Source organism: Pirellulaceae bacterium (genome assembly GCA_029243025.1).
Classification (GTDB): Bacteria; Planctomycetota; Planctomycetia; order Pirellulales; family Pirellulaceae.
Map to the genome: position 1 here is coordinate 1 of JAQWSU010000034.1, position 12,662 is coordinate 12,662.

At 53.1% G+C, this 12,662-nt stretch carries 10 protein-coding genes; 5 read left to right on the forward strand and 5 right to left on the reverse strand.

Annotation, left to right across the window (positions count from 1 at the left end; all coding sequences use genetic code 11):
* On the reverse strand, positions 1-358 hold a 358-nt coding region (locus tag P8N76_16280), incomplete at its 3' end, for an SUMF1/EgtB/PvdO family nonheme iron enzyme (GenBank protein MDG2383228.1).
* 57 nt (positions 359-415) lie between these two features.
* Positions 416-562 carry a hypothetical protein gene (locus tag P8N76_16285; protein MDG2383229.1) on the reverse strand — a complete coding sequence of 49 codons (147 nt, stop codon included), beginning with the start codon at positions 560-562 and terminating at the stop codon, positions 416-418.
* A 1,131-nt stretch (positions 563-1,693) separates the two neighbouring features.
* Between P8N76_16285 and P8N76_16290 the strand changes: the two genes are divergently transcribed.
* From P8N76_16290 to P8N76_16310, 5 genes are all read left to right on the forward strand, one after another.
* Positions 1,694-4,186 (forward strand): PSD1 and planctomycete cytochrome C domain-containing protein, encoded by a 2,493-nt coding sequence (locus P8N76_16290; protein ID MDG2383230.1) that lies wholly within the window; start codon positions 1,694-1,696, stop codon positions 4,184-4,186.
* A gap of 56 nt (positions 4,187-4,242) precedes the next feature.
* Positions 4,243-5,742 (forward strand): DUF1501 domain-containing protein, encoded by a 1,500-nt coding sequence (locus tag P8N76_16295; protein ID MDG2383231.1) that lies wholly within the window; start codon positions 4,243-4,245, stop codon positions 5,740-5,742.
* Positions 5,743-5,975: 233 nt separating this feature from the next.
* Positions 5,976-7,052, forward strand: coding sequence for a hypothetical protein (locus P8N76_16300; protein MDG2383232.1), 1,077 nt, complete (start codon positions 5,976-5,978; stop codon positions 7,050-7,052).
* 269 nt (positions 7,053-7,321) lie between these two features.
* Positions 7,322-7,630 carry a hypothetical protein gene (locus P8N76_16305; GenBank protein MDG2383233.1) on the forward strand — a complete coding sequence of 103 codons (309 nt, stop codon included), beginning with the start codon at positions 7,322-7,324 and terminating at the stop codon, positions 7,628-7,630.
* Between the two features lie 172 nt (positions 7,631-7,802).
* A complete protein-coding gene (locus P8N76_16310; GenBank protein MDG2383234.1) occupies positions 7,803-9,050 on the forward strand; it encodes a Glu/Leu/Phe/Val dehydrogenase dimerization domain-containing protein in 1,248 nt (415 codons plus the stop codon).
* A 66-nt stretch (positions 9,051-9,116) separates the two neighbouring features.
* Here P8N76_16310 and P8N76_16315 read toward each other — a convergent pair whose 3' ends face one another.
* From P8N76_16315 to P8N76_16325, 3 genes are all read right to left on the reverse strand, one after another.
* A complete protein-coding gene (locus P8N76_16315) occupies positions 9,117-9,797 on the reverse strand; it encodes a PIG-L family deacetylase (protein ID MDG2383235.1) in 681 nt (226 codons plus the stop codon).
* Complete coding sequence (locus P8N76_16320) at positions 9,794-11,569, reverse strand: carbamoyltransferase C-terminal domain-containing protein (GenBank protein ID MDG2383236.1); 1,776 nt, start codon at positions 11,567-11,569, stop codon at positions 9,794-9,796. Before P8N76_16320 ends, P8N76_16315 begins: the two co-directional genes overlap by 4 nt.
* Positions 11,570-11,683: 114 nt before the next feature.
* Complete coding sequence (locus tag P8N76_16325) at positions 11,684-12,625, reverse strand: fatty acid desaturase (GenBank protein MDG2383237.1); 942 nt, start codon at positions 12,623-12,625, stop codon at positions 11,684-11,686.
* Positions 12,626-12,662: the final 37 nt, after the last annotated feature.

Sequence of the window (12,662 nt, forward strand, 5' to 3'; positions counted from 1 at the left end):
AGTCAAAGTAGCCGCCTGCATTAGAATTTAACGTGGGGTCGTAGTACGCCGCCTTGTACCACTCATCTTCGCTGGGAAGAAACCAAGTCGCACCGGGGTTACGACTGATGCTGTTGTTCGTAATTCCCTCGTCCGTGATCGTGTAAGCACCGGTTTCCGTGTTGCCCGTCCCCTGCCCATTGTGAAGCCAGTTCGTGTAACGCAACGCGTCATAGAAACTAACGTACACCACCGGGTTCTCGCCACGGTTTGAATTGACCGTATAGCCAAAGCTACCGGACGATCCGTTTTGGCTGATGCCACCATTAGTCCCCGACATTTCTGAGTTGTAAAGGCTGTAGGTATCGGTGGCCGCCACAGCAGTCAGAAACGCCGCGTACTCGCTGTTGGTGACCTCGGTGGCACTGATCCGGTATTAATAATCGACCGCACCATAACCGGTGTCATCGTCGGCGTTATTGATATTGCCTACCGTCACCATCAGGCTCGCATCGGCTTGCTGACTGATGAGAAGCGTCAAGAAGCCGGCAGAGGTCAAAAGGACAAATCGAGAAAACAGCATCGGAAAACCTTTCGTAGGCGAGAAAACAAACGCCAATCAGGGGGTTGGGGCCGGGGAGAAAGATGAACTAAAAATAAATGTCGTCAATCGCGGCCATTTCGAACTCCGAAGGATTTAAGCGTCCCTTTGAGTTTTCAAAAGATCTGTGTTTGCGTCAAGCATTTTGTAGAGCTGACAGCTTTTCAGGGTGCAAAAGTTGATTCGATGATCCGTTCAATCAACGGGTCAAGAACGATCAGGCCCCGCCAGCATGCGAGCCCCGGCATTCCCTGGAAGCTACCGAATTGAAAAGCAACCTCTGATACGTCCGAAGACTCAGGTCACTGACGATTCCAGGATTCAAATATGCTCGCAAATCGTAAAGCCCAGAACTCTCCAACAAATGGCAACGAAAGAATCACTGGCAAAAGTACGCGATACGCTCCTGAGTCGCGGCTCCCCTGCCACGGGCCGTTCTTTATCGCCACGCTCCGTCCAATCGTATTTGTTGACGATGGTCTCCTGCCTGAACTGGGCAAATGAAAAGGGCTGGTTAGGCCAGAGGGTATCCAGTCCTTTGGATGCTAATGAGGTTAGGCGATTCCTGGCGGCTGTCGCCGAGGAATGTCCGCATGATCCCGTTGGATGGACTCAGCTTGCCCAGGTGCAGTTGTGGATGGGTTTGAGGCTCAACGAAGCTATGGTACTCTCGCACGATAAGAATACAGACATTCGCATCTTTCACGACGAGATTACTTTCAGCGGCAGAGTACAGAAAAACGGGCAGAAACAGTCTATTCCAATTGTCAGCCCGGAATTCCTTGACCTAATATCATCGCAGAGAATAGGATTTGTAGTAGATCTGGTAGGACAGAAAGGCCAACGACCTACGACGCCTTATGCTGGCAGGGTGCTCGCACGAGCTGGAAGACGGGCTGGAATTGTTGTGAGCGGATCAGGAAAGTCAGCCAGTGCGCATGATCTACGACGCACATGCTTGCAGAACTGGGCCGATGATGGCGTAGCTCCTGCGGATCTCCAGCACTTGGCACGGCACGCCAGCCTGGACGTAACTCAGAAATACTACATAAAGAAAAACAATAGCGTTCTTCGGGATCGCGTTTTTCAGGTACAGAATAGGTACACAATTCCATGAAAGCCTACGTATACAGTCTGAACGTGATGATGCCCCATCACGCGTTCCGACTGCTTCTGCCGTTTTTCATTTGCTTGCTGCTACCCTCAATCCGACTCACCGCCGCAGAGTCACAAGATCAAAATGAGATCGATTTTTCTCGTCAGATCCTGCCAATTCTGTCTGACAAGTGCTTTGTCTGTCACGGCCCTGATGCCCAGGAAGAAGACAGTTTACGTTTGGATTCCATGGAAGCAGCCACCGCCGATCGGGGTGGGTACCAAGCGATCAATCCCAAGCATCCGGATGAAAGTGAACTGCTAACCCGAATCCATTCTTCGGATGACCCGATGCCACCCGAAGATGCCGAAAAGCGGTTAACAGAGGAAGAGCGCAGCCTACTGACCCGCTGGATTAAACAGGGTGGACAGTACGCAAAACACTGGGCGTTTGTTCCGCCCACCAAGCAACTGCCAGAGGCGCAGCAGAACGATGATGGCAGCACGATCATTGATGCCTACATTTCTCAGCAATTGGCACCCATAAACATTGACTTGGCCCCGGAAGCAGATCGCGCCACCTTAGCGCGACGCGCGTCCCTTGTCTTGACCGGGTTACCCCCCACTCCCGATGCATTAGAAGCTTACCTGAATGACTCCAGCGATAGCGCTTACGAAACGTTCGTCGACCATCTGCTCGAAAAACCCAGCTACGGAGAACACCAGGCCAGGTATTGGCTGGATGCCGTCCGCTATGGCGACACCCACGGCTTGCACTTAGACAATCGACGAGGCATTTTCCCATATCGAGATTGGGTGGTTCGTTCACTCAACGAAAATCTCCCCTTGGACGAGTTCATCACTTGGCAATTGGCGGGCGACTTGCTGCCCAATGCAACATTGGCACAAAAATTGGCAACGGGCTTTGTCCGGATGAACCCAAGCACCTCCGAGGGTGGCGCGCTACCGGAAGAGTTCCAGGCCAAAAACAATTTCGACCGTACGGAAACAGTTGGTACCGTGTTGCTGGGTATGACCCTAACTTGTGCCCGATGTCACACGCACAAATACGACCCAATCACCCAAACCGAATACTATCAACTTTTCGCGTTTTTCAACAACACAGCCGAGTCATCGATGGACGGCAATGCCTACATCTATGGCCCCACGGTGAAAGCGCCCAAAGATCAAACAGCTTGGCAACAATGGCATCAATTAAACAAGCAGCGTGATGAGTTACTTGCCAACTTTGAAACCACATCCAAGACAGATCGATCGACAGAAGAAACCCAAAAGTGGGAAAACGCCACTCCAACCCAACGACTCCAGTCGATCACCGCCGAAGATGGCCCCCGCTCCGACCACCCGCTCAGGGCCCAGGCGACAGAATTAGCGAAGGCGATCGCGGCGGCTGAATCAGAGTTCACCACGAGCTTGGTGGCACAGGACCTTCCCGAAGGTCGAGCGACGAAACTTCTGAAACGTGGCGAGTACAATCTGGCGACAGGGGATCCGCTCGTCCCCGATGTGCCCGCCATCATGGGGGCACTCCCCAAAGATGCTTCACGCAACCGTTTGGGATTCGCCCAATGGCTCACTTCGCGAGATCACCCGCTGGTCGCAAGAGTTCTGATCAATCGAATTTGGCAACGCACCTTCGGCGACGGTTTAGTTCGATCCCCCGAAGACTTTGGTCTCCAGGGGCAACAGCCGACTCACCCAGAATTGCTCGATTGGCTGGCCGTCGAATTGCAGGACAGTGGCTGGGATTTAAAACACATGCTGCGTTTAATGGTCAACAGTCGGACCTTCCGACAACAATCGAATTGGCGCACCGATCTGGATGACCCGGAAAACCGAATGTTTGCACGCGGCCCGAGCTACCGGCTTGATGCAGAAGTCTTGCGAGATTTGGCACTCTGGGCCAGTCAATTGCTTGACCCACATCGGGGCGGCGAGGGCGTCAAACCTTACCAACCCGGCGGCATGTGGCTGGCGATGGCTCACCCCGCCAGTAACACCAAAAAGTACCAGCGAGACAAAGGTCAACGTTTATATCGCCGCAGTCTCTATGTTTACTGGAAACGCACCAGCCCACATCCAATGATGACACTTTTCGACGCACCTGACCGCGAATCAAGCTGCGTGCGTCGCTCCCGAACCAGCACCTCGCTCCAGTCCCTCGGCTTGCTCAACGAAACCCAGCGAATCGAAATGGGTAGAAAACTAGCCGAACGCCTCATGAAAGAAGCCGATGACGATGATTCTCGCATCAACCTACTTTTCCTTTTATTGGCAAGTCGCTCTCCAGACTCGACCGAACAAACAGCTTGTCAAAATCTGCTCGGTCAGATGCGAAAACGATATCAAGATTCCGAAGCAGATGCTCTGGAACTGTTAACCATTGGCGATGCAAATCGTGACGAATCCTTGAAGCCCGCCGAACTGGCGGCTTGGACCCAACTCGCAGTGACCGTCCTTGCGAGTGATGCCGCGATCTTGCTCTATTAAACAAGATGTTGTTTCGAGTTGCACGACACGACAGAGCGATACCTGAGGAAGCAAAGATGACAAACCCAATTCGCGAATCAGAACTCATGATGACACGCCGACAATTGTTCGGTCGTTCCGCATTGGGCCTTGGCACAGCTGCGATGACGAGCCTGATGGGCAAGCAACTGTTCAGTGCCGACAACAACACACTGGATGGGATTCACCATCCGGCCAAAGCCAAACGTGTCATCTACCTGTTCATGAGTGGCGGCCCCAGCCATCATGATCTCTGGGATTACAAACCCAAAATGCAAGACATGTTTGGTGAGCAACTACCGAGCGAAATCCGAGACGGTCAACGTGTCACGGGCATGACAGCCAATCAGAAAAACGGACTCCCCCTCGCACCAACCAAATATAAATTCACCAAACAAGACAATAACGACCAAGGCGTTTGGGTCAGCGAACTATTGCCCCACACGGCCCGTGTCGCAAAAGAACTGTGCGTTGTCCACAGCACATTCACCGAAGCAATCAATCATGACCCGGCTATCACTTACATCCAGACGGGAAGCCAAATACCTGGCCGCCCTAGCCTGGGAGCTTGGCTCAGCTACGGCCTGGGGACCATGAATGAAAACTTGCCTCACTACGTTGTCATGCACGCCAAAACCAGTTTCCCTGAACAAAGCCTGTTCAACCGACTCTGGGGAACCGGATTTTTGCCATCGGACCACCAAGGCATGCTGCTCCGCAGCCAAGGAGACCCCGTTCTCTACTTGAGTAATCCTGCCGGCGTCACCCCAGCAGACCGTCGCGCCCAGCTCGACGCCTTGGCTGCAATCAACCAAGCACAACACGACCGTTTCGCTGACCCCGATATGCTCTCGCGAATTCGTCAACATGAATTGGCCTATCGTATGCAAACCTCCATCCCGGAACTGATGGACCTTTCGAGCGAAAGCGATGACACCTTTCAACTTTATGGAGAAGCCGCGCGTCAACCCGGCAGCTTCGCAGCTTGCTGCCTGAACGCTCGACGCTTGGCAGAAAGAGGCGTCAGAAATATCCAAATATTCCACCGAGGATGGGACGCACACGGCAATCTGCCAAAAGAACACGAGTCGCAGTGTAAAGACATTGACCAGGGAAGCGCTGCCCTGATCACCGATCTCAAACAACGTGGCATGCTCGATGACACGTTGGTCGTATGGGGAGGTGAATTTGGCCGAACGTCTTACTGCCAAGGCAATTTGACGCGTGAAAATTACGGGCGGGATCACCACCCTCGTTGCTTCACGGTTTGGATGGCCGGTGGCGGCGTGAAACCCGGAATTACTTACGGGCGAACGGACGACTACGGATATAACATCACCGATGCCGACGGCCAGACGCTCACCCCTCAACCGTCGAAGGAAAAATGGACGCCGGGGACGATGCATATTCATGATTTGAACGCCACCATTCTGCACCTACTTGGCATCGATCATGAAAAGCTTACCTACCGCTATCAAGGTCGCGACTTCCGATTAACGGACGTTCATGGTCACGTGATTCAAGATTTACTCGCGTGAACATCCCTTAAACTTCGTACCCTTTTTGTCCGGCAATGCGTTTCCCGTTGGCGCGCCACGCCTGATCGATCATCGAATCCCATTCCACGTTCCGGGCCCGCCACCCATCTCGCAAGACGATTTTATCCATTTTTGGAGTCGAAACGCTGGGCGAACCGTATGACACCGCCTAGGATAGGGGAAGGATCAGATGCACGTGCCAAGGGAAACAGCAAAGTTAAGGCAAAAATCGAATGTTTCAAAATACGCCGAAATCCTCCACTTCATTTTTGATTGTTGCTTTCATCTCCTTTCTGAACCTAGCCAGCGGGGCAGAGATCGGCGTGATCAGCGACTTCCAAAGCGGATCCGCCGAAGGATGGACAAACGAACGGGCCTTAGAAGCGATTCAAATCAAAAATGGCGGACCAAACGGCGCTGACGACAAGTTTTTGTTCGTCGAGTCAACAGGTACAAGTGGCGCCGGTTCTCGCATGGCAACCCGCAACGAATCAACAGCCTGGGAAGGTGACTACAGTGGCGTTACGGCGGTAGAAGTTGATCTGATGAATCCAACGGACTCTCCGGAACTTGAAATGCGACTGGTTCTATTCGGTCCCTCTGTGAAGACTCAGCGATGGACTTCTGATCTCGCCTTAATCGTTCCGAACGACGGCCTTTGGCGACACTACTCCTTTCCCGTCGACGAAGAATCGATCGTGAGAGTCTTGGGAAACGCCGACTACGAAGAGATGCTCAACGACGTGCAGTTCGCCATGCTCCGACACGACGAGGGGCGAGCGAGTTCACGCGGCACAGCGATCGCGGCAACGCTCGGCTTTGACAACATTGAACTGGTGGGACTCGTCTCCCTGCTCGGAGACTTCGACGGCAGCGGTGTGGTGGATGTTCAGGATGTCGATCTACTGCTTCAAGAGGTTCAACGGGGGAGAAACGAACCGTCGTACGACCTGAACGCGGACAACCTCGTGAACCGCGCGGACATTCAGAAGATGCTCAACTCCCCAGAGATTCTGAATTCCTACATCGGAGACGCGAATTTGGACGGGATCTTTGACTCGTCAGATTTTGTGTTTGTATTTCAGGGAGGCGTCTACGAGGATGCGATTCCAGGGAACGCGACCTGGGCGACGGGTGACTGGGATGGTGACGGTGACTTCACGACCAGCGATTTCACTTTCGCTTTTCAGGAAGGTGGCTACGACCAAGGAGCTCGCCCGCAAGCGTTCGCCGTTCCAGAACCCTCAAGTATTGTGCTCGCCTGCCTTGGATTTCTGGTGTTGCTGGGCCAACGACAAAACAGACGCTGAGATCTTCAACGACTGCTGTCGCCCGGAACAACGTTCCGGAATGACGTCAATTCCTCAGTTGCGCGTGCCATGCCAAACGCCGCTGAACATCAGAAAATGCAAATTGGCAGTGCGATTCACGCTTCCTGCAACCGAGAAACCTGCGAGCTCTCGTATTTCCTGCGCCCTCTCCGCTAGTCGCTACCAGCAATTGGTGTTAGCTTTGAAAGTCGGGTCCGCCCCCGTCTCCCAACTCATCACACCTTCAAGTAGATTCCAAGACCTCAGACATGTCACACGACTCCGAGCAGCCCGAGATTCCTTTGAGTGAGAACAGCAGTCCACTCAACGTCCCTGTCTTCAATTGTATCGTTCATATCGCGATTACGGAGTCCGGTGCCGTCCAGGCTCGTGTCGCCAATCTTCCGGGCATCGAGGTTACTGCACCGAACGAACGTGCTGCCCTTAGCCAAATTGTTCCGATCTTCAAACAACACGTGATGGACTCGCTAGAGAAGCAGGAGAAGATAGGTTGGATCGATCCGCCGCCAGCAGCCGGACCGAGCGAACAAACTCGTTTGATTCCGGTTCATCTCTAGTGACTTCCTGCGCTCTTGGCCCAATAATTAGAGCCACTCAGCGAAGAATCAAGCAGCGTAGCTAGATCAGATCGCAATCGGTAACCTGGGCTTCGAGAAACCGCAGACGCAGCTGGCTGGCCGATCTTGGGCTGACCCAACCAACCGTACTTTTTTTGTGGGAGCCTCCCCCTTGTTAGAGAGCAGCCACCAATTTTTTCACCGGGCAGCAGATGTTTTACAACTCGATGCAAAAGTTCGCGAAATCCTCTTGCGACCGAGTCGCGTTGTCAAAGTGGCAATCGTCGAAGAGGACGATGAAGGTAAGCTGATGCACTACACCGCTTACAGGGTGCAACACAATGACGCTCGCGGCCCGTTCAAAGGCGGCCTGCGTTATCATCCTTCCATGGACGAAGATCATGCAGCCGCCTTGGCAAGTCTCATGAGCTGGAAAACGGCGGTCGTGGATGTCCCCTTTGGCGGCGGCAAAGGAGGAATTGACTGCGATCCGCGCGAGATGAGTCGTTTCGAAGTGGAACGCGTCACTCGAAGCTTTGTAGGTCGCACCAAAGAAATCATCGGGCCCACCATCGATATTCCTGCACCCGACGTGAACACCAACGGGGAGGTCATGGCTTGGATTATGGACGAGTACAGCAAACACTGCGGGTTTTCGCCGGGTGTGGTAACGGGCAAGCCTGTCCATTTGTTTGGCTCTGATGGACGAGAGGAAGCGACCGGCCGAGGCGTGATGTACGTTTTGGACGAAGCACTGCGTGATCAGGGTCGCACACTCAAGGGAACCACCATCGCCTTGCAAGGATTCGGCAACGTCGGCAGTAACGCGGCGCGCCTGATCGACGAACAAGGCGGAAAGATTGTTGCTGTAGCGGATCATCTGGGCGGAGTGGCCAGGAGCGACGGCCTTGATATTGACGAACTTCTCAAATGGGCCACCCAACATCGCACCATCGCCGGTTTCCCAGGTGGGAGCGCTTTTGAGGGCCCGGAGATCATCACCTGGCCCGCAGACGTGCTGATCCCAGCTGCGCTGGAGGACGCAATCACAGTGGACAACGCCGCTGACGTTCGTGCGAAGATCGTGATCGAAGCAGCCAATTCGCCCACGACCCCCGAAGCCGACACCCTTCTCAAAAACAACGACGTTGTGGTCGTTCCTGATATCCTTGCCAACGCGGGAGGAGTCACGGTCAGCTATTTTGAATGGACGCAAAACATCCAACGTTATCGTTGGGATTTAGAGAGCGTCAATAGCGAACTCGAGAAGTTCATGCGGCGGGCTTACACGAGTGTGAAGGCCATTTCGCAACAGAAATCCTGTGACCTTCGCACGGCCGCATTTATCCTGGCAATCCAGCGTGTTGGCCGTGCTGCGTTCTCTCGAAGAAGCATCCGAGAAGAAATCAACCTGAGTTAACGTTTGACTTCATACCGAAGCTTCGTTTCATCCTCAATCATCCATGTGCGACAATAATTATCGCACTCAAGCGATCGACCGAACCGTTACAAATGCCTCGGCTGCAATCACGCCAACTAAAGAACCTCGCCAGCGAGCCAAGGCATCCAGAGCCTCGATCGAGCGAGTTGCTGGAAACTCATGCATTTGGCTTTGATAACAAGCCATCGCTTCTTGTTTGATCTGCAGAGTTTCACTGATATCGACAAAATGCGTAGGCAAAAAGCCCGCTTCTACGTAGGGAATATTCCAGTGAGTTTCCGACTGGGTTTCATAACAGTAAATCGAGTGAATCGAACGTCCCACGCTCGAAGTCGGGCGCCATGCAACCGACAACGAGTGAAAGAAAGTCCGATGATCTCGATGCACATCAAACGGAAACGGGACGTAAAGAATCTCTGGCTCCACCTCTTGAACGATTTTCCCGACGAGAGAATTGACCGCGTAGATGGGTTCCTCGGCAGCCAACAAGGCAGGTACTTCTTCGAAAATCAATTCTTGAACGCCCATGACCTCCGCGGCCTGGCGACATTCCGCCCGAACTTGATCCCAAGCATCGGCCGGCCAGACCGGATGCGGCCGTTCACGACCATGGCCCGTCAACACGGCCACGGTCACGTTGTCCCCAGCCCGACTGTGTTTTGCAATCGTTCCTCCCACGCCGAGCGTTTCATCATCCGCGTGGGGTGCCACCACTAACACGTTCATCGAATCACCTCCTCGGGTGAGGTTTGCTGGGGTGATTCAGGTTTCTCGATAAGAAAACGGCCAACAGCCAACGCATCGATCCCGGTACTCCAAAAGGTACGAAACGCATCGCGCGGAGAACAAACGATTGCCTCGCCCTTAATATTGAAGGATGTATTCAGAATAACCGGCACGCCGGTGCGTTCCTCAAAGGCTTTAAGAAGTTGATAGTAGCGAGGGTTCGTCGCTTGGGACACGGTTTGCACGCGCGCGGTTTGGTCAACATGCACGACTCCGGGAACATTTTCCTTTGCATCCTCCGTCGCATCGAACGCTAAGATCATGTAGGGAGCCGATTCCGCCCGCTCCAGAAATCGACCCGCCGACTCTTCGGTCATACTTGGGCAAAACGGTCGCCAATACTCACGAAACTTGATCGCACTGTTGACACGATCTCGTGCTTCAACCGACCTGGGATCAGCCAGAATGGAGCGGCCGCCAAGTGCACGAGGCCCGCCTTCAAGCCGCCCTTGAAACCAACCGACGACCTTCCCCTCCGCCAGCAACTCGGCAGCATCTTCTGCGATATTGTCACATGCGCGATAAGTGTAGCCACAAGCCTTGATCTGCGTCTCGATCTGATCGTCGGTGTAGCCGGGACCAAGGTAGACATGCTGCAAAGCTTGAGGACGATTTCCCGTTTCCTCATGATAAACACCAACCGCAGCGCCGATCGAAGTTCCGGAATCATTTGGAATTGGAAACGGCCACACGCGCTGAAACAGACCACTCTTGTGAATTCGACTATTCAACTTGACATTTAGCCCCACACCGCCGGCAACGCACAAATTCGTTTGCCCCGTTTCCTGTTGCCAATGCGTAACCAGTCGAACGACCGTCTCTTCTAATAAACGTTGTGTCTCAAAAGCCAGATCTTCATGAATCGGTTCGATCGGGACCGGTCCCTGACGTGGCTGCAACCCCAGCTGCTCTGCCAATTCGTCAGTGAAACGGTCGGAATAGGTATGCCGTCCATGGTGAATGTATTTTGGAGGCAGCTCGTAATCCCAGCCTTGTGGCCCGGGCGTCAAAACTCGTTGCAGTTTTTCTCGTAGCTCAAGATTCTCTCGCCCGTAGGCGGCCAATCCCATTACCTTGTACTCGCCGTCATAGGCCCGAAAGCCCAGCATTTCGGTCATGGCCGCGTAAAACCAGCCCAAGGAGTGTGGAATCGTTGTCTCATGCAATAACGTTAATTGGTCACCTTTACCTTGCCATAACGTTGTACATTCACAGTCGCCTGAACCGTCAACAACTAACACCAAAGCTTCTTCCAGTGGACTCAACCAGAAGGCTTTCGCAGCATGACACTTGTGATGCGGATACGATCGCAACTCGGGCAGGCGATCTGCCGGTACACCAAAATACCGACCGAGCTGACTCTGCACTCTTCTGGCAACCGATGCCTGGTTGAAAATTGACAAGTTAGATTTCTGCCAACCAAGAGTACCTGCATCCGGAGGATATTTCTGATTGATCGAATCGTAAAAACGGGCAATCGTCCCGTCGGAGTAACCGTCTAAATCCCATCCGTAGGAGATAAAGTCAACGTCCGTCAGTTCGATATTACCGAGCTGAAGGCAGGCCTCGATAGATCGAATCGGGAAGATATTCTCCGCGTGTTTAAAGCGAATCAAGCGTTCTTCTTCCACGTATGCGGTGAGAATTCCGTCCTGAAGCAGACACGCCGCCGAATCGACGCCATGAAAGAAGCCGAGAATATTCATTGCCATGATTATACTGTTCGATCCCTTTGTGCGATCCACGCCGTGCGCATACATTGCGGCAGTCTTTGGATAATAGACCACAGTAATCGGCGCCGCAAATTCCGCTGCCCATCGGCAGAATCACTTTTTTTCTACCGGAGCAGTATCCTCAAGTGGATGCTTGACAACATTTGTCGCCAAGCCAACCGACTCAAGTAATCGGATCGTCGAATAAGTCACATCAAATTCCCACCACTTGTGTCCGTGAGCTGCGCAACGCTGATGCGCGTGATGATTGTTGTGCCAACCATCACCATTACTGATCAAAGCGAAGAGAATGTTGTTTCGACTTGAGTCCTTCGTATCGTAATTTTGATAGCCGTAAACGTGACCGAATGAGTTGACGGCCCAAGTAATGTGCCAAACCAGCACCGTACGCAGGAAAACACCCCAAACGAGTAAACTGACCCCTAGCTGAATTGCCCCCATCCATTCACGGGTCGTGCCCCACCCGATTCCAAAACCCACGCCAAAGATCAAAAGCGCATGCAAAATATAAAGCCAAAACCAATGAAGTTTCCGTTCACACCAGAAGTAGAAGGGATCCCGCAAGACATCTCGGCAATAGCGTTCGTAATGCACGGTAGAGTCGTGACTTCGATTCTTGACCAAAACCCACCCGACGTGTCCCCAAAACAGATTAACCAACGGACTATGGGGGTCCGGTTCCCGGTCGGAGTGCTGATGATGCAAGCGATGGATCGCAACCCACCTCGCAGGCGAATCTTCCAAACAGCAGATCGCCAAGGTGACGACAACGTACTCCAACCACTTTGGCAACGTCAACGATCGGTGCGTCAACATGCGGTGGTAGGCAAGATTGATGCCAAGCGTCCCAAAGATATAGAGGCCGACCACACACAGCCCCACGCCCAACCAACTAAAACACCACGGCAACAGCACCAACAAAGCCGCCAAGTGAATCAACACTAAATTTATCGCATAAGGCCAGTACAGTCGCATCGGATCTGTCGCCACTGGACGCGTCAAGCGATTTTCGTCCATCCCCCCAACTTTCTTCATACCGACCTCCCATCGATGATCTTTGCTGCATCCTCTC